15 protein-coding genes, 1 other RNA gene and 1 pseudogene are annotated in these 17,123 nt (G+C 65.1%); 15 read left to right on the forward strand and 2 right to left on the reverse strand.

Annotated features, from left to right (window positions below; translation table 11 throughout):
* Positions 1 to 64 precede the first annotated feature (64 nt).
* Positions 65 to 868: a pyrroline-5-carboxylate reductase dimerization domain-containing protein gene (locus BM357_RS10775; protein WP_074952860.1), complete on the reverse strand. Its 804-nt coding sequence runs from the start codon at positions 866 to 868 to the stop codon at positions 65 to 67.
* Between the two features lie 216 nt (positions 869 to 1,084).
* On the opposite strand from BM357_RS10775, the gene rpoN reads away from it, so the two are divergent.
* The 7 genes from rpoN to eno all read left to right on the forward strand — a co-directional run bounded on the left by rpoN (position 1,085) and on the right by eno (position 9,859).
* Positions 1,085 to 2,416: an RNA polymerase factor sigma-54 gene (rpoN, locus tag BM357_RS10780; RefSeq protein WP_074952863.1), complete on the forward strand. Its 1,332-nt coding sequence runs from the start codon at positions 1,085 to 1,087 to the stop codon at positions 2,414 to 2,416.
* A gap of 163 nt (positions 2,417 to 2,579) precedes the next feature.
* Positions 2,580 to 3,635: a sugar-binding transcriptional regulator gene (locus BM357_RS10785; RefSeq protein ID WP_342741617.1), complete on the forward strand. Its 1,056-nt coding sequence runs from the start codon at positions 2,580 to 2,582 to the stop codon at positions 3,633 to 3,635.
* Positions 3,632 to 4,654: a type I glyceraldehyde-3-phosphate dehydrogenase gene (gene gap / locus BM357_RS10790; RefSeq protein ID WP_074952866.1), complete on the forward strand. Its 1,023-nt coding sequence runs from the start codon at positions 3,632 to 3,634 to the stop codon at positions 4,652 to 4,654. Before BM357_RS10785 ends, gap begins: the two co-directional genes overlap by 4 nt.
* A gap of 305 nt (positions 4,655 to 4,959) precedes the next feature.
* Positions 4,960 to 6,153, forward strand: a complete 1,194-nt coding sequence (locus tag BM357_RS10795) for a phosphoglycerate kinase (RefSeq protein WP_074952938.1) — start codon at positions 4,960 to 4,962, stop codon at positions 6,151 to 6,153.
* Positions 6,153 to 6,926 (forward strand): triose-phosphate isomerase, encoded by a 774-nt coding sequence (tpiA, locus tag BM357_RS10800; protein ID WP_074952869.1) that lies wholly within the window; start codon positions 6,153 to 6,155, stop codon positions 6,924 to 6,926. The genes BM357_RS10795 and tpiA overlap by 1 nt, the downstream gene beginning before the upstream one ends.
* 65 nt (positions 6,927 to 6,991) lie before the next feature.
* Positions 6,992 to 8,512 carry a 2,3-bisphosphoglycerate-independent phosphoglycerate mutase gene (gpmI, locus tag BM357_RS10805; RefSeq protein WP_074952941.1) on the forward strand — a complete coding sequence of 507 codons (1,521 nt, stop codon included), beginning with the start codon at positions 6,992 to 6,994 and terminating at the stop codon, positions 8,510 to 8,512.
* Positions 8,513 to 8,572: 60 nt separating this feature from the next.
* Positions 8,573 to 9,859 carry a phosphopyruvate hydratase gene (gene eno, locus BM357_RS10810; protein ID WP_074952943.1) on the forward strand — a complete coding sequence of 429 codons (1,287 nt, stop codon included), beginning with the start codon at positions 8,573 to 8,575 and terminating at the stop codon, positions 9,857 to 9,859.
* A gap of 84 nt (positions 9,860 to 9,943) precedes the next feature.
* Here the strand turns inward: eno and BM357_RS19870 are convergent, their stop codons facing one another.
* On the reverse strand, positions 9,944 to 10,375 hold the full coding sequence (locus tag BM357_RS19870; protein WP_074952872.1) for a globin domain-containing protein: 432 nt from the start codon (positions 10,373 to 10,375) through the stop codon (positions 9,944 to 9,946).
* Between the two features lie 220 nt (positions 10,376 to 10,595).
* Here BM357_RS19870 and secG point away from each other — a divergent pair, with 220 nt between their 5' ends.
* The 8 genes and pseudogenes from secG to tnpA form a co-directional block, all read left to right on the forward strand.
* Positions 10,596 to 10,835: a preprotein translocase subunit SecG gene (secG, locus tag BM357_RS19340; protein WP_074952875.1), complete on the forward strand. Its 240-nt coding sequence runs from the start codon at positions 10,596 to 10,598 to the stop codon at positions 10,833 to 10,835.
* A 136-nt stretch (positions 10,836 to 10,971) separates the two neighbouring features.
* Positions 10,972 to 11,700 carry an alpha/beta hydrolase gene (locus BM357_RS10825; protein WP_074952877.1) on the forward strand — a complete coding sequence of 243 codons (729 nt, stop codon included), beginning with the start codon at positions 10,972 to 10,974 and terminating at the stop codon, positions 11,698 to 11,700.
* A 70-nt stretch (positions 11,701 to 11,770) separates the two neighbouring features.
* Positions 11,771 to 14,527: a ribonuclease R gene (rnr, locus tag BM357_RS10830; RefSeq protein WP_245783947.1), complete on the forward strand. Its 2,757-nt coding sequence runs from the start codon at positions 11,771 to 11,773 to the stop codon at positions 14,525 to 14,527.
* Positions 14,528 to 14,635: 108 nt separating this feature from the next.
* On the forward strand, positions 14,636 to 15,103 hold the full coding sequence (gene smpB, locus BM357_RS10835) for an SsrA-binding protein SmpB (RefSeq protein ID WP_029422841.1): 468 nt from the start codon (positions 14,636 to 14,638) through the stop codon (positions 15,101 to 15,103).
* 323 nt (positions 15,104 to 15,426) lie between these two features.
* Positions 15,427 to 15,797, forward strand: a transfer-messenger RNA (tmRNA) gene (ssrA, locus tag BM357_RS10840).
* A 230-nt stretch (positions 15,798 to 16,027) separates the two neighbouring features.
* Positions 16,028 to 16,243 (forward strand): annotated as a pseudogene (locus tag BM357_RS20280) (ArsR/SmtB family transcription factor); the annotation flags it as partial.
* Between the two features lie 93 nt (positions 16,244 to 16,336).
* The gene (locus BM357_RS20285) at positions 16,337 to 16,741 is read left to right on the forward strand and encodes an SRPBCC family protein (RefSeq protein ID WP_245783952.1); all 405 of its coding nucleotides are present in this window, start codon (positions 16,337 to 16,339) and stop codon (positions 16,739 to 16,741) included.
* A 238-nt stretch (positions 16,742 to 16,979) separates the two neighbouring features.
* Positions 16,980 to 17,123, forward strand: a 144-nt coding sequence (tnpA, locus tag BM357_RS10850; RefSeq protein ID WP_139234668.1) for an IS200/IS605 family transposase, incomplete at its 3' end; no start/stop codon positions are given.

Genomic DNA, 17,123 nt, shown 5'->3' on the forward strand with positions numbered 1-17,123 from the left:
ATTCGACAGGCGGTGGCTGCGCGACACGGGACGGACCTGCCGGGGCATGGTTCGGGGGGCGCCGTCATCCCGGCAGACGGACGACCAACACGCTGCCCTGGGAGAAGAGTTGGGTGGTCTGGTGCAGCCGGGTGAAGACCGCGGGGGCCTCTTGGCGAATGGAGACCAACCCGGCTTCGGTGACGCCGCCCGGGACACAGACGCGGTGGATGATGTCGGAGAAGGTCATCCCGCTCTGGAGCAGTTGCGTCATGCCTGCGAGGGTGCCCGAGAGGAGCCGTTCCGCCTCCTCCTGCGTCATCGCCCCGGTCTGTTCGGCCGCCTCCGCCCAGTGCCGCAGCAGGGCAGCGAGAAACGCCGGTCCGCAGCTGGTGAGGTCGCTGGCCACGCGGATCTGGTCCTCTTCGACGGCGTGCGGGGTGGCGATCTCCGACAGTGCGGACTCCAACCGCGCTCGGTCGGCATCGGTGGCGCGCGTCCCGTGGCAGACCAGGATGACGCCGCTGCGGGCGAGCTGCACCACGCTCGGGATCACTTTGGCGGCCGGGCAGGCGACGCGCTGCTCGATCCAGGCGATGGGCAGCGAGCTGATGGTGACCGCCAGCATCTGGTCCGGCCGCAGCAGCGGGCCGAGTTCGTGCATCAACCGCCGGCCGTCGTGTGCCTTGGTGCACAGAAAGACCAGTTGGCTGCGGTCCGTCAAGTCCGCCAAGCCGCAGGCCACGCGGATGTTCGGTGCGGAGCGGGCGATCGCGTCCGCCTTTTCACGGGTCCGGTTGACGACCCATATCTCGTGCTGTGGGTTGACGGCAAACGCTTGGGCCAACATGCTGCCGATGGTCCCCGTTCCGATGACACCGATGCGCATGGTCTCGCCTCCAATGTGCCTTGGGATCGCGCTGGCTGCGGGTGCGCCTGGCCGGGCCAATGCCGTGGCGCCGCTTACTTATGTGTATTCGCCTGAACGCGAATTGCTCACAGCATGACGCGCATATGGTGGAATGAGGTAAGCGCTTTTAGCAGGAATCGTGCCAATCGTGTCGAATCGTCTTTTCAACACCACAACGGACGGGAGATGGCCGGGATGAATCTCGGGTACGGGCTGTATCAGGAGCAGATGCAGCGTTTGGTCATGACCCAGCAGATGAAACAGGCCATCGAACTGCTGCAGTGCAATGCGCTGGAGTTGATTGAGAAATTGGCGGAGTTGGCCGACAGCAACCCGCTGGCGGAGGTGGAGCCCCCGCCCGCGCTGTGGCAGGAGCCCTGGTGGCGCACGGCGCCGGGCACAGGCGGCGTGCGCAAGGATGCGGCGGGGTTTCCGTTCGAGCAGGTGGTGGCGGCTGAGGACACCCTCACTCAAGCGCTCGTGCGGCAGCTGCGGCTGATGCCCGCACCTCTGCCCGTCGTGCGCTGTGCCGAGTTTTTGGCGGGTTGCCTGGATGAAAGCGGATACCTGCGGGAGCCCGAGGATGCCTTGCGGGAAGCCCTGGGTGTCTCCCGGGAACTGTTTGCCGAGGCGCTGGCGCTTTTGCAGTCCTGCGATCCGCCGGGCATTGGCGCCCGCCACCTGCGCGAGTGTCTGCGCCTGCAGTTGGACCGGGTGCCGGCCGGACGGCGGGACCTGGTGCGGACCCTGATTGATCACCACCTGGACGCCGTGGCGGCGGGCAAGTTGGCCGCGATTGCCAAGCAACTGCACACCTCCCCCAGAGAGGTGCAGGCCGCCGTGGACGAGCTGCGCCGCCTCAACCCGCGTCCGGGGTATGCCTACAAGGCAGGGCGCCCCGAGTACATCGTGCCAGATCTCTTGGTGCATCGCGACGGGGCCCGGTACGTCGTCCTGCACAACGACCACGCCGAGCCTTCGCTGCGCGTCAATCCGCACTACCACCGCATGCTGGCGCGGGCGGAGGACGAGGAGACCCGCCAGTACCTGGCCAAGAAGCTGCACGCCGTGCAGTGGTTCGCGCGCTGCCTGGAGCAGCGCCGGGTGACGCTGTACCGGGTCGGGGAAGCGATTGTCGAGTACCAGCGCGCCTTTTTCGATCACGGTGTCTCCGCGTTGAAACCGCTGACACTTCGCCAGGTGGGCGAGGCCCTGGGGCTTCACGAATCGACCATCAGCCGGGCGACGCGCGGAAAGTACATGCTGACGCCGCGCGGACTGTTCGAGATGAAATACTTTTTCACTGCCGAGGTGGCGGCGGCCGGCGGATCGACCTCGGCCGGCGCCGTGAAGTTCGCCATCCGGCGCCTCATCGAAGCGGAAGACCCGCAGCACCCGCTCTCCGACGAAGCGCTGGCGCACCGCCTGCAGGACGAAGGCATGTACATCTCCCGGCGGACCGTGGCCAAGTACCGTGAGGAGATGCAGATTCCGCCGTCGTGGCGGCGGCGGCGGTTCGCCGAATGACGCGTTGCACCCGCGTTTTGAAGGCGCATTCTGATTTGCGTTTGGCCGCGCCTTGGCATACAATGGAGTCAAGAACGAGCGCTCCTCGGGCGCGGTTTCTTTTCCTCCATGTGGGACATTTTTTAGTACACAGGGACCAAAAAGGTCCCGGAGGTCGACAGGCGTGGATGTGTTGGAGCTGTCCGCCGTTCGGCGGATCGTGCCGGAATTGATGGAGACGCTGCAGGCCCGGGTCCAGATCCTGCACCGCATTCGCCTGCTGCAGCCGGTGGGCCGGCGGGCGTTGGCCGCGGCGATGGGAATCACGGAACGGGTGCTGCGTGCGGAGGTCGAATTCCTGCGCCGGCAGGGGCTGCTGGTGTTCAACCCGGCGGGCATGTCGCTCTCCGAACAGGGGTACGCTCTTCTTGAACAATTGGAAGGGGTGCTGGCGGCCGTCGAGGGCAGAGGAGAACTCGCCCAACGCCTGTCGCGCGCGCTCGGCATCCCGCATGTGACGGTGGTGCAGGGCGACTCCGACGAGGAGGCCTGGGTGAAGGACACCCTCGGCCTGCAGACCGCACTGTACCTGCGCGAGACCCTGACGGAGGGAGACGTCCTGGCGGTGACCGGTGGCACGACGATGTCGGCGGTCGCCGAGATGATGCCGGCCAAGGGCCCGCGGCTGCGGATCCGGGTCGTCCCCGCCCGCGGCGGACTCGGGGAGAACGTCGACATCCAGGCGAACACCATCGCGGCGCGCCTGGCGGAGCGCCTGGGCGGCACCTCCATCATGCTGCACGTCCCGGATCAGTTGAGCCCGGAGACGTTGGAGCACTTGACCAGTGAACCGCTGGTGCAGGAGCGGCTGCAGGAGGTTCGCGAGGCCACCGTCGTCGTCCACGGTATTGGGGACGCCCTGACGATGGCCCGCCGGCGGCAGTTGGCGGCCGAAGAACTGGCTGTCCTGCGCGCGCGGGGGGCGGTCGCCGAGGCTTTCGGGTACTTTTTCGACGCCCAAGGCGAAGCGGTCCACGCCATGACGACCGTCGGGCTGCGGCTTGAGGATTTGGCCCAGCTCCGCCTCGTCATCGCGGTGGCGGGCGGTGCCTCGAAGGCCAAGGCCATCGCCGCTGCCGCCAAAGCGTACCGGATGGACGTGTTGGTGACAGATGAAGGCGCTGCAACCACCATCCTGGCGGATGGTGTGCAACATCGTACAGGAGGGGACGAATCATGACAATCCGCGTGGGGATCAACGGTTTCGGGCGCATTGGCCGCAACGTCTTCCGGGCGGCGCTCAAGCGTCCAGAGGTCGAGATTGTGGCGGTCAACGACCTGACGGACGCGAAGACCCTGGCGATGCTGCTGGAGTACGACTCGGTGCACGGCCGCCTCGGCACCGAGGTCCGGGCCGAGGAGGGGGCGCTCATCGTCGACGGGCGCCGCGTCCGGGTGCTGGCCGAGCGCGACCCGGCCAATCTGCCCTGGGCCGAGCTGGGAGTTGAATTGGTGATTGAGTCGACCGGGCGCTTCACCGACAAGGAGAAGGCCCAGGTGCATATCACCCACGGCGGCGCGAAGAAGGTCATCATCTCCGCCCCGGCGAAAAACGAGGACATCACCATCGTCATGGGGGTCAACGAGCAGGCGTACGATCCGGAACGCCATCACGTGATCTCGAACGCGTCCTGCACGACCAACTGCCTGGCGCCGGTGGCCAAGGTCCTCGACGACACCTTCGGGATCGTCCGCGGCCTGATGACCACCGTGCACTCGTACACGAATGATCAGCAGATCCTCGATCTGCCGCACAAAGACCTGCGCCGGGCCCGCGCCGCCGCGCTGTCCATCATCCCGACGACGACGGGCGCCGCGAAGGCGGTCGGCCTGGTGCTGCCGCACCTCAAAGGCAAGCTGAACGGCATGGCGATGCGCGTACCGACGCCGAACGTGTCGGTGGTCGACCTGACGGCGGAGTTGAAGCGCCCGGCCACCGTGGAGGAGATCAACGGTGCGCTGCAGGCGGCGGCCGCGGACGGGCTCAAGGGCATCCTTGCCTTCACCGACCAGCCGCTGGTGTCGCGGGACTTCAACGGCGACCCGCACTCGGCCATCGTGGACGGCCTGTCCACCATGGTGATGGAAGGCAACCTGGTGAAGGTCGTCGCCTGGTACGACAACGAGTGGGGTTACTCCAACCGCGTGGTCGATCTCGCGGCCTACATCGCGAGCAAGCTGCCGGCGGCCGTCCGCTGAGTCCGCCAAGGTTTCACGGGCGTTTCGCTCCGTGTGTGGCTGCGCAAGTCACTTCGCGAAACGCCCATGCAGCAGACGAGATGAAAATCATCCCTGTGTGTGTTACGATTTGGCTGACGATACACGGCGGCCGAACGGGCGCGGGACGACTGCTCACGCAGCTCGCCGCAGGGTGGCATGGGCGGCTCCCGGTGCGGCGGGGGCCGCTCGTTTAGTTGCTGGAGGAGGGGGTGGGGCGCGGCGCGCAGCGGCTTGCGCAGCAGAAGCGAAGCGCCGCGCCCCACACCATTTTAGAGGTGAACCGTATGAACAAACAGACGGTGCGCGATGTCGACTGGAAGGGCAGACGAGCCCTGGTGCGGGTGGATTTCAACGTGCCGATGCAGGACCGGCGCATCACCGACGACACGCGCATGCGGGCCGCGCTGCCGACGCTGCGCTACCTGCTCGAACGCGGCGCCGCCGTGATCCTGATGAGCCATCTCGGCCGCCCCAAGGGGCAGCGGGTGGAGAAATACTCGCTTGAGCCCGTCGCGGAGCACCTGCGGGCGCTCTTGCCGGGCGTCGAGGTCCGCTTCGCGACGGACTGCGTCGGAGACGAGGCGGAGCAGGCCGCCCGCGGCCTCGCGCCTGGGCAGGTGCTCGTGCTGGAGAACCTGCGCTTTCACCCGGAGGAGGAGAAAAACGATCCCGCTTTCGCGCAGGCACTGGCCCGCCTCGGGGATGTGTACGTGAACGACGCCTTCGGCGCCGCCCACCGAGCCCACGCCTCGACGGAAGGGGTGGCCCGTTACCTCCCCGCGGTGGCCGGGTTGTTGATGGAGCGGGAGATTGACGTGATGGGGCGGGCGCTGGAGCAGCCCGAGCGGCCGTTCGCGGCCATCATCGGCGGGGCGAAGGTGTCCGACAAGATCGGCGTGATTGAGAACCTGTTGCCGAAAGTCGACCACCTGCTCATCGGCGGCGGGATGGCGAACACGTTCCTCGCGGTCCAGGGACACGACATGGGCAAGTCGCTGGTGGAGACGGAGGCCCTGGACACGGCGCGCCGGTTGTTGCAGGCGGCGGCGGACAGCGGGGCGCAGTTGTGGTTGCCGGTCGACCTGGTGGTGGCGGACCGGTTCGCCGCGGACGCGGAGCGCCGCGTGTGCGCTGCGGGTGAGGTTCCGCCGGACGGGATGGCCCTCGACATCGGCCCGGAGACGGCGGCGAAGTATCAGGCGGTCATCCGGCAGGCCAGGACGGTGATCTGGAACGGCCCCATGGGCGTGTTCGAGATGCCCGCGTTCGCCGGCGGGACGTTGGCCATCGCGGAGGCGATGGCACAGGCGCAGGGCGTGACCATCGTCGGCGGGGGAGACTCCGTCGCGGCGGTGGAGCAGGCCGGACTCGCGGATCGGATGACGCACGTGTCGACCGGCGGCGGGGCGTCGCTCGAGTTCCTCGAGGGCAAGACCTTGCCCGGGGTCGCCGCGTTGCGCGATAAGGGGGAATCCTGATGACGCGGCGGCAATTGTTGGCGGGCAACTGGAAGATGAACAAGACGGTGGCCGAGGCGCGGGCGTTCGCGGAGGCTATCGGGCGACAGGCGGACGCGTTTGCGGGCGAGGCGGATTTCGCGGTGTGTCCGCCTTTCACCGCGCTGCACGTCCTGCGCGTCACGCTGCCGGCGCGCGTCGCGCTCGGGGCGCAGAATGTGTACTTCGAGCCGAAGGGCGCGTTCACGGGCGAGGTGTCGGCCGAGATGCTGGCGGAAGCCGGGGTCCGGTACGTGATTGTCGGGCACTCCGAGCGGCGTCACCTGTTCGGGGAGACGGACGCCTTGGTCGGCAAGAAAGTGGAAGCGGTGCTGGGCGCGGGGATGACGCCCATCCTGTGCGTCGGTGAGGACCTGCGCGAGCGGCAGTTGGGCCACACCGAGCGCGTGGTCGAACGGCAGACGAAGGCCGCGCTGGCCGGGGTCGATGCGGGCCGGGCCGGTGAAGTGGTGATCGCGTACGAGCCGGTGTGGGCCATCGGCAGCGGCCAGACTCCGGCGCCGGAGGACGCGCAGCGGGTGGTCGCGCACATTCGCCGCGTGGTGGAACAGGAGAAGGGCAAGGAGGCGGCCGGGCGCGTGCGGATCCTGTACGGGGGCAGCGTCACGGCCGACAACATCGCTGGATTCACCGCGCAGCCGGACATCGACGGGGCGCTGGTCGGCGGGGCGAGCCTCCAACCGGACGGGTTCGTCCGCATGGCCAAAGCCATCACGAAAGGGGCGAGCGCATGACGGTCGGGCAGCACACCTGGTCGAGCGATCCGTTTGAGCGGCGGCGGCCGCCCTCGGGCGTCGGGATGGTCGCGCTCATCATCCTGGACGGCTTCGGCCTGCGCGAGGAGACGTACGGCAACGCGGTGGCGCAGGCGCGAAAGCCGGTGTTCGACGCCCTGTGGGCGAAGTACCCGCACACGACACTCAAGGCGAGCGAAGAGGCGGTGGGGCTTCCGGAAGGGCAGTTCGGCAACTCCGAGGTCGGCCACTCCAACATCGGCGCCGGGCGCATCCTCTACCAGGACCTGACGCGCATCAACAAGGACATCGAGACGGGCGCGTTTTTCGAGAACCCGGCCTTGCGCGGGGCGATGGAGCACGTGCTGCGCCACGGGACGGCGTTGCACCTGTACGGGCTGGTGTCGGACGGGGGCGTGCACAGCCACGTCCGGCACCTGGTGGCGCTGCTGCAGATGGCGCACCGGATGCGCGTGCCGAAGGTGTTCGTGCACGCATTTCTCGACGGACGTGACGTAGACCCGCATTCGGGGCGGCAGGACATCGAGCGCCTGATGGCCGAGATGGAGAACCTGGGCACCGGGCGCATCGCGACCATCCAAGGGCGTTACTATGCCATGGATCGGGACAACCGTTGGGAGCGCACGGAGAAGGCCTACCGGGCGATGGTGTACGGGGAGGGCGAGCGGGCGACCGATCCCCTGCAGGCCCTGGAGGACAGCTACCGCAGGAGCATCACGGACGAGTTCATCCTCCCGACCGTCATCGTCGGCGAGGACGGCAAGCCGGTGGGGCTGATTCAGGACGGCGACGCGGTCATCATGTTCAATTTCCGGCCTGACCGGGCCATCCAGATCTCCAGGGTGTTCACTAATGAAGATTTCCGCGAGTTCGATCGCGGACCCAAATTCCCGCACGTGCACTACGTGTGCATGACGAAGTTCAGTGAGCTGGTCGGCGGGACGGTCGCCTACCAGCCCGTGAATTTGGATAACACCGCGGGCGAGGTGTTTGCGCAAAACGGCCTGCGGCAGCTGCGCATCGCCGAGACGGAGAAGTACCCGCACGTGACGTTCTTCTTCTCGGGCGGGCGCGAGGACCCGTTCCCGGGGGAGGAGCGGGTGCTCATCCCGTCGCCGAAGGTGGCGACCTACGACCTCAAGCCGGAGATGAGCGCGTACGAGGTGGCCGACGTGGCGGTGGAACGGATTCGGTCCGGGGAGATTGACGTGATGATCCTCAACTTTGCCAACCCGGACATGGTCGGGCACACCGGCGTCATGGAGGCGGCGGTCAAAGCCGTCGAGGCCGTGGACGAGTGCCTCGGCAAGGTGGTGGACGCCGTGCTCGCCCAGGGAGGCATCGCTCTGGTGACGGCCGATCACGGCAACGCCGACATCATGATTAACCCGGACGGCGGGCCGTGCACCACGCACACCCTGAGCCGGGTGCCGCTCATCGTCACGAAACCGGGCATCGCGCTCCAGGAGGGCATCCTGGCCGACCTGGCGCCGACCATGCTCGATCTGCTCGGCGTGGCCCAGCCCAAAGAGATGACCGGCCATTCGCTGATTGTGAAATCCTGAGGATGACACCGTGTGGCGCCGGCCGCGGCGGCCGGTCCACCGAAAAAAGAGGGGGATCCCATGTCCGAGATCTTTGACATCCACGCCCGCGAGGTGCTCGACTCGCGCGGCAATCCCACCGTCGAGGTGGAGGTGCAACTGGAGACCGGGGCCATCGGGCGGGCGATTGTGCCGTCCGGCGCGTCCACCGGCACCCATGAGGCCGTGGAGTTGCGCGACAACGACAAGCAGCGCTACCTCGGCAAGGGTGTGCGGCAGGCGGTCAAGAACGTGATCGAAATCATCGGACCGGAATTGATTGGCGAAGACGCGAACGATCTCGTCGCCATCGACCAGACCCTCATTGCCCTCGACGGCACGCCGAACAAGGGCAAGTTGGGCGCCAACGCCATCCTCGGCGTCTCCATGGCGGTGGCCAAAGCGGCCGCGGCGGATGCGGACATGCCGCTGTACCGCTATCTGGGCGGCTTCAACGCGCGCCTGTTGCCGGTGCCGATGATGAACATCCTCAACGGCGGCAAGCACGCGGACAACACGGTGGATATCCAGGAGTTCATGGTGGTGCCGCACGGGGCCAAGACGTTCCGTGAGGCGCTGCGCATGGGCACCGAGGTGTTCCACCACCTGAAGGCCGTCCTGAAGGACCAGGGCCTCGCCACCACCGTCGGCGACGAGGGCGGCTTCGCGCCGAACGTGAAGACCAACGAGGACGCCATCGCCCTGATTGTTCGGGCCATCGAGAAGGCGGGTTACACACCGGGGGATCAGGTGTCCATCGCGCTGGACGTCGCCTCCTCGGAGCTGTACCAGGACGGCCGCTACGTGTTCGCGGGCGAAGGCGTGACGCGCACCTCCGACGAGATGATCCGCTATCTGGAGGAGCTCATCTCCCGCTATCCCATCCTCTCCATTGAGGACGGACTGGCGGAGGACGACTGGGAGGGGTGGGAGAACCTCACCCGGGCTCTCGGCGGCCGCGTCCAGCTGGTGGGGGATGACCTCTTCGTCACCAACACGGAGCGCCTCAGCCAGGGCATCGCCCGGGGGGTCGGCAACTCCATCCTGGTGAAGGTCAACCAGATCGGCACCCTGACCGAGACGTTCGCCTGCGTCGAGATGGCGAAGACGGCCGGGTACACCGCCATCATTTCCCACCGCTCGGGGGAGACGGAGGATACGACCATCGCCGACATCGCCGTGGCGACGAATGCCGGGCAGATTAAGACGGGGGCGCCGAGCCGCACCGACCGGGTCGCCAAGTACAATCAGCTTCTGCGCATCGAGGAGCAGTTGGGGTCTGCCGCGGTGTACGCGGGGGCGGTCGCATTCGCGAAGTTGCCGCAGTGACCGGGTGAACCGGCGGCTGGAGGAGCTTCACAAGCGCGTGGTGCACGAAGAGGGGGGCGTAAAACGCCCCCCTTTGTCACGCCGTCACGCCCAAGGCTGCGGCGGGTCCCCTTTCTCCGCCGGGGGATCCGCGAACGTCGCGGCGGGCGTGTTGACCAGGTCGTAGATCACGCTCTCCAACCGTTGCCGGGCTGCCTCCTGGACGAACTTCGGGATCCGGAACTGGTTCATCGCGTCTTTCGCACAGCGGATCATCGCGTTCGCTCGGTCTTCGGTGATGGGGATGTGCCGATGCGCCTCGTGCATGCGAAAGTCGCTGTGCCTTTGGGTCCATCGTTTGGGTCCGCCGAGCATCTCCATGGCGAAATCCTTGTAGGCCGCTTTGATGGGCGAAATGTCGTCGGGATACAACGGTCCCAGGTCGGGATCCGCTTGGACACGGCGGAAGAACTCGTCCAACAGCCCGTCCAGCTTGGCCTCTCCGCCCATGAGTTCAAACATGGTCTTCTGCAGCACGCCAAAACCCTCCCTCGTTGTGCGCACCGGATGGCGCTCGTTTCCACAGGGTTTCCGTTCCAGGCGGGTTTTACACGGCCATTCCGGTCGAGGGCTGTCCATTGTCAGCCTGCCGGGTTCCGTGATAGACTGAAGGCATCTGTGGATACCGGCGTGTCTCCGCCCAAGCCTGCCCGTCCGGGCGGGTGTTCGGAGAGGGTGGAAGGCAGGGGGTGATAGGATGCTTGCGGCCGCAAAAGTGGTGTTGGCCGTCCTGTCGGTGATCCTCATTGCGGTGATTCTGCTGCAATCGGGGCGCAGCGCGGGCCTGTCGGGTGTCATCACGGGAGGGCCCGACCAGATGGTGGGCCGCCGTGCGCGCGGCATGGATTCGTTCTTGGCCAAGGTGACCGTGGTTCTCGCGGTGCTGTTCTTCATCACCACGTTCACCATCGCCTACCTCTTTGTGCATCAATCCTGAAGGACTTCGGTGAGTGCCGTCGCGGGACGGCACTTTTCTGTTTGCGCGGGCCGGGCGGGCCGTTTCGCTTCTGCTGCGCAAGCCGCGGCGCGCAGCATGAACGAAGGGATACGCCCATGCAGGAGGAGGTCACGCGATGACGGCCGGGTTGTGTGTATTGGTGCACGGGTTCACGGGTTCCCCGGAAGAACTGACTCCGCTTGCGGACAGGCTGCGCGAAGCCCATTATGAGGTGGCCCTGCCGTTGTTGGCCGGCCACGGCCAGGCAAAGGATGATCTGAGGCGGGCGACGGCCAGCGCGTGGATCCAGAGTGTGGTCTCTCACGTGCGCGCGGCCGCCGGAACCAAGCCGGTGCATCTGGTGGGGTTCTCCATGGGCGCGATGATCTGCGCCACCGTGGCCCGCCGGCAGACGGTGGCTTCGCTGACCATGCTGGCGCCGGCCGTGTATTATGCGGGGCCGACGCAGATGTTCCGGCAGATCGCCGGGGTGATCAAGGACACCTGGGCGACGAGGGCGACGCCGGGCCAGTTGCGCCAGCGGATCGACAAGGTGGCGAACACGCCGCTGCAGAGCTTGATGCAATTCCGGCGCGCGGTGCAGTTGGGCAAGTCCGCGCTGCCGTATCTCACGCTGCCGGTGTGCGTGGTGCATGGGGAAAAGGACGAAGTGGTGGAGCCGCGATCCGCGCTGTATGTTCACGGCGCGGTACAAAGCCCGGTCAAGGAACTGCACTTGATCCCGAACGCGGGACACATGTTGTGTTACAGCGCGCAGGCGAACCAGGTCGCCGACATCGTCCTGAATTTTTTGGAACGAATTGATCCATCTTCCAAACGGCCGCCCGATTGTGAAATGCCTTAGGCGCCACGGATTGCACTCGCTCTGCTTGTCTCATACTATGAGAAGGACGTGAAAACGGGAGCGGTGTGAAATGGACAGGCAAGCGGGCGGAGGTGAGGAGATGGTCAGCCGCGGACAGGTCATCGAATACATGCAGTTGGACGCGTACCGTCCGATGACGGTGGAGGAACTGACGGAGGCGTTCGGCATCGAGGACGCCGAATCCTTCAAGGCGTTCGTGCGCCTGTTGAACGAAATGGAGGCCAAGGGCGAGGTGGTGCGTACGCGCACCAACCGGTATGGCGTTCCGGAGCGCATGAACCTGGTGGTCGGCCGGCTGCAGATGAAAGCGCGTGGCTACGGATTCCTCATCCCGGACGCGGCGGGAGAGCCGGACGTGTACATCCCGGCCGACGAGCTGGGCGGGGCGATGAGCGGCGACCGGGTGATGGCCCGGGTGGAGAAGGTCTCGGCCGGGGCCCGGCGGGAGGGCAAGATCATTCGCGTGCTGGAACGGGCCAACCATCGGGTGGTCGGCAAAGTGACCAAGTATCGCAATCACGCGTTCGTCACACCGTTGGACAAACGGATGGGGCAGGACATCTTCATCCCCGGGGACCGGGTGCTCGGCGCCCATGACGGCGACGTGGTGGTCGTGGAGATCACCGAGTTCCCGACGGCCACGCGCGGGCCGGTGGGCCAGGTGGTCGAGGTGCTGGGGCAACCGGATGCCCCCGGGATCGACATCCTGGCGGTCATCCGCAAGTACAACCTGCCGGAGGCGTTTCCGGAGGAGGTGCTGGCGGAGGCGGAGCGCATCCCGCTGGAGTTGAGTGAAGAGGACTACGCGGGCCGGCGCGATCTGCGCTCTGAGGTAATTGTAACCATCGACGGCGAAGACGCGAAGGACCTGGATGACGCGGTGCAGGTCAAGCGGTTGGACAACGGCAACTACCTCCTCGGGGTGCACATCGCCGACGTGAGCTACTACGTCCGCGAGGGCACCCGGCTCGACCAGGAGGCGTACCGCCGCGGCACGAGCGTGTACTTGGTGGATCGCGTCATCCCGATGCTGCCGCCGCGCCTTTCCAACAACGTGTGTTCGCTGAATCCGAAGGTGGATCGCCTGACGCTGTCGTGCGTGATGGAGATCACGCCGGCTGGCGAGATCGTCCGCCACGACATCTTCCCGAGCGTCATCCGCACCACCGAGCGCATGACCTACACGGCGGTCAACCGGATTTTGGTGCATCACGATCCGGAGATGATGGCCCGCTACGAGGCGCTCGTGCCCAATTTCCGGCAGATGGAGGAGCTGGCGCTGATCCTGCGCCGGCGCCGGATGGACCGGGGGGCGATTGACTTCGATTTCGAAGAGGTCAAGGTGGTGGTGGACGACCTCGGCCATCCCACCGACATCGTGCCGCGCGAGCGGGGCATCGCCGAGCGGATCATCGAGGAGTTCATGCTGGCCGCCAACGAGACGGTGGCCGAGCACTTTCACTGGCTTGGGGTGCCGTTCGTGTTCCGCATTCACGAGGAGCCGGAGTTGGAGAAGATGCTCGAGTTCAACGAGTTCATCCATAACTTCGGCTACCACGTGAAGGGCCTGGGCAGCCGCATTCATCCGCGCGCCCTGCAGGAGGTGCTGGAGAAGTGCCGGGGCACCCGGGAGGAGCGGGTGATTGCGACCCTGATGCTGCGGTCCATGCGCCAGGCGCGCTATTCCCCGGAGCCCGTTGGCCACTTCGGCCTGGCGGCGCAGTACTACACGCATTTCACTTCGCCCATTCGCCGTTATCCGGACCTGATGGTGCACCGCGTCATCCGCGACGTCCTGGTGGGGCGGATGCACGGGGCGCGCGAGGAGCGCATGCGGGAGTTCGTGGCGGACGCGGCGGCCCACTCGAGCATCCGGGAGCGCGTCGCCCAGGACGCGGAGCGGGAGACGGACCAACTGAAGATGGTCGAGTACATGCTCGATCACGTCGGCGAAGAATTCGACGGCCTCATCTCGGGCGTCACCCAGTTCGGCCTGTTCGTCCAACTGACGAACGGAGTGGAAGGGCTGATTCACATCAGCTACCTGACGGACGACTATTACGTCCTGAACGAGAAACAGATGGCCCTGGTCGGCGAACGCGCACGGCGCGTCTTCCGACTGGGCGATCCGGTCCGGGTCCGGGTCACAGGCGCCAATAAGGAGGAGTTGACCGTCGACTTCGAGCTGGTGGTTCATCACCGGGAGGGCACCCTGGTGATAGACGACGGCGTCGAGTCGGTGGTCTACGACGAGGACCTGCCGCCGCGGGAGCGCCGGCGCGCCGTGGCCGAGCGCGCGGCGAAGGCGCGGCGGCCTCGGGGAGCCCGGGGGGCGCGGGACATGCGGGGCGCTTGGGGAACGCGAGGGGCTTGGACAAGCGAATCCGACGCCGATGACGCGTTCGACGGGCGAAGGCGGCGGGCAGCGGGATCGGACGGGTCGGCGGGATCGACGGGATCAGACGGATCAGCCGCGGAGGCATGGACGGAATCGGGTGCGGGTGGCTCGCGCAAACAGCGCGGCCGGCGCAGGGCGCGCGCCGAGGTGGACTTTGCCGGCGCAATCGCACCGCACGGGCGAGGCCGCAATGGCGGCACCGGAAGCCGCCGGAATGCGAAAGCAGCGAAGGCTGCCAAGGCCGCGAAGGGTGTCCGGGGGGCCAAGGGTGGCAAGGGTGCCAAAGGGGTCGGGGCATCCAAAGGCGCCGGCACGGGCGGCTCGAAGCGCGGGCGCAAGGTGCGAGGGATGGAGCTGGCTCCCGCTTCGGACCCGGACCGGGTGCAGTGGTCGGACCCGCCGCATTGACCGCCGGTGGATCGCAAGGCGGGATGTCAAAACGGTCGTTGCCGTCTCTTCGTCTCCGTGATACGATAAGGGGTGCGCCAAATGGGCGAAAGAGGCGGGTGATGTGCGGTGGCCAAGGCGAACGACGGGCAGACCCTGGCGCAGAACCGGAAGGCGTACCACGATTACTTCATCGAGGAGACCTACGAAGCCGGGATTGTGCTCAAGGGCACCGAGATCAAGTCCATCCGGCGGGGTTCCGTCAACCTCCGCGATGCGTATGCGCGCGTCGAGGATGGCGAGGTCTGGCTGCACAACATGCACGTCAGCCCGTACGAACAGGGGAACCGGTTCAATCATGAACCGCTGCGATCCCGCAAACTCCTCCTACATCGGGCGGAGATCCGGAAGCTCATCGGCGCGGTCAAGGAGAAGGGCTATACCCTGGTACCGACGCGGCTGTACCTGAAAAACGGCTTCTGCAAGGTCGAGATTGGCCTGGCGAAGGGCAAGAAGCTGCACGACAAGCGCGAGGCGATGAAGCAGCGCGACGCCAACCGCGAGATCCAGCGGGCGCTGCGCGAGCGCAACCGCTGAGCAGCCCGTGTGGCCCGGGATGCGGGACGCGTTGGGCGCGGCGGCTGTTGGATCGGGGTGTCTGCGGGGCACATTACCCGGGGGGTGTGGACAACTGCGGCCGCCACCGTGGGCAATGCATTCGCGTTTCTGTTGGCAGGAGTGCCAGCGGATCGCCGTTGTCAAGGCGCGGACGGGCGTAGTATGATGAAGGGTGCCGGAAAGCCTGCGTCTTTCCGGTGTCATCTCGGTTGGGATGCCGAGGTGGGGACGTGTGAAGGCTGATTCACCCCAAAACAAGACCGGCATGACCGGGCACCTCGTTGCGCTTTGCCTTCCAACATGGGGGCGTTTTGGATTCGACGGGGATTGTTCGAGCATGAACGGCGGGTCGTGGGGCCGCGGGGCCACGTAAAAAACGCGGACCTAAATTAACTGGCAAAGCGAAACGCTTTTCCACCAACAACCTCGCCCTGGCTGCCTAATCGCACCCAGGCCGTCGCCTAGCGCATCGCCCGTGTGCGCTTGGTGACGTCACCTCAGCGGGCTGGACGGCCGCCTCGCTCACGGGCGGCGGTCGAGACCTTCGTGAGCTGACCTGCTGGCCAGCGTGTGCATCCGCGGGCCGCAGGGACACCCAGTAGATGTACTACACCCGTAGAAGTTCATGTGGCGAGATCTTCGGACGCGGGTTCGACTCCCGTCGCCTCCACCATCCGAAATCCGGGCGAAGCACAAAAATCTGTGCTTCGCCTTTTGCATTGTTCGTGCCCGACACTCATTTCGCGGCCCAGCGCCTCCGCATGAAAGTGGTCATACAGGGGGATATTCACAAAGACTGAACGATTGACGAGACACCTGTCGGTGTCCTAAAATAGGACACTGATGGGTGTCGTTTTGGGAATTGTGGCGTTGGAGAGGGTGATGTTGACAGACAAAAGTCAAATGCGGGATGTTTATCACGCCATTGCCGATCCAACTCGGCGCAAACTGCTTCGCCTCTTGGCAGATGCAGAAGAATTGCCTCTCCATGCGTTAACGGTTCACTTTCAAATGGGGCGTACAGCGGTTTCCAAGCATTTGGCAGTCCTCAAAGATGCCGGTCTCGTAACCGAGCGAAGAGTCGGCAGGGAAACGCTGTATCGATTGAATGCTGATCCGTTAAGGCAAATTCAAGATTGGGTATCTTATTACGAGAAATTCTGGAAGGAAAGAATGGACGTTCTAAGTCATTTATTACAGGAGGAACAAAAAATGAAATCCATTTCACTGGATTTTCACTTTAAGAGTCCAATCGAGAAGGTGTGGTTCGCTTTAACGGATTCGGATACGCTTTCGAAATGGATGATGTTTAAGGAGAATAACTTCAAGCCGGTCGTTGGACATAAATTTCAGCTTCGGATGGAGCCGACAGGAGGGTGGAACGGCGTTGTAGAGGGTGAAGTCCTCGAAGTGGACGAGCCTCATCGGTTATCGTACACATGGGTAAGCCTTGGGGAACGCAATACGGTGACTTGGACGTTGAAACAGCATGAGGATGGAACGACTCATGTGCATCTCGACCAAACCGGTATCAGTTCGGAGCAAGCAGTCAATGGAGCGAAATACGGTTGGCAGGCAATGGCTAAGCAGCTCGAAGGCGTGTTAGCAGAACTGTAACACGAATTTTATACATCAGAAGCAGTCGGAAAGGGGAACTTCCGAGATCCCTGGGGAGGAGAAGCGCGCGAGACCGCGGACAATGACCCGCACATCCAATTCTGTCTGTTCGGGGACTATCCCTCAGTCATCAAATGACTAAAACTCGGCCGCCGCAAGCCCCGGGGTTCAGCTCTGGGGATAAGGCGGCCAAAGCTTTTGTTCTTAATTAGATACCTTCATGTTGTATAATACTCTCATGGAGTACAAATCCAATCGAAACGTTGTGTATTCATGCAAATACCACATTGTCTGGTGCCCAAAGTATCGTCGAAAGGTTCTGGTGGGCGGTGTGGATGAACGGCTCAAGGAAATCCTCCAGGCCGTAGCGGAAGAACGCCAT

The sequence above is a fragment of the Paenalicyclobacillus macrosporangiidus genome (assembly GCF_900116805.1).
Classification (GTDB): domain Bacteria; phylum Bacillota; class Bacilli; order Alicyclobacillales; family Alicyclobacillaceae; genus Alicyclobacillus_H; species Alicyclobacillus_H macrosporangiidus.

Excerpts from the sequence above, each read along its gene's own strand:
- BM357_RS10825 (WP_074952877.1), top strand. The coding sequence starts at position 10,972 with ATGACGGCCGGGTTGTGTGTATTGGTGCACGGGTTCACGGGTTCCCCG.
- BM357_RS10775 (WP_074952860.1), bottom strand. The coding sequence starts at position 868 with ATGCGCATCGGTGTCATCGGAACGGGGACCATCGGCAGCATGTTGGCC.
- BM357_RS20285 (WP_245783952.1), top strand. The coding sequence starts at position 16,337 with ATGAAATCCATTTCACTGGATTTTCACTTTAAGAGTCCAATCGAGAAG.
- secG (WP_074952875.1), top strand. The coding sequence starts at position 10,596 with ATGCTTGCGGCCGCAAAAGTGGTGTTGGCCGTCCTGTCGGTGATCCTC.
- gpmI (WP_074952941.1), top strand. The coding sequence starts at position 6,992 with ATGGTCGCGCTCATCATCCTGGACGGCTTCGGCCTGCGCGAGGAGACG.
- BM357_RS10795 (WP_074952938.1), top strand. The coding sequence starts at position 4,960 with ATGAACAAACAGACGGTGCGCGATGTCGACTGGAAGGGCAGACGAGCC.
- tpiA (WP_074952869.1), top strand. The coding sequence starts at position 6,153 with ATGACGCGGCGGCAATTGTTGGCGGGCAACTGGAAGATGAACAAGACG.
- rpoN (WP_074952863.1), top strand. The coding sequence starts at position 1,085 with ATGAATCTCGGGTACGGGCTGTATCAGGAGCAGATGCAGCGTTTGGTC.
- rnr (WP_245783947.1), top strand. The coding sequence starts at position 11,771 with ATGGACAGGCAAGCGGGCGGAGGTGAGGAGATGGTCAGCCGCGGACAG.
- eno (WP_074952943.1), top strand. The coding sequence starts at position 8,573 with ATGTCCGAGATCTTTGACATCCACGCCCGCGAGGTGCTCGACTCGCGC.
- gap (WP_074952866.1), top strand. The coding sequence starts at position 3,632 with ATGACAATCCGCGTGGGGATCAACGGTTTCGGGCGCATTGGCCGCAAC.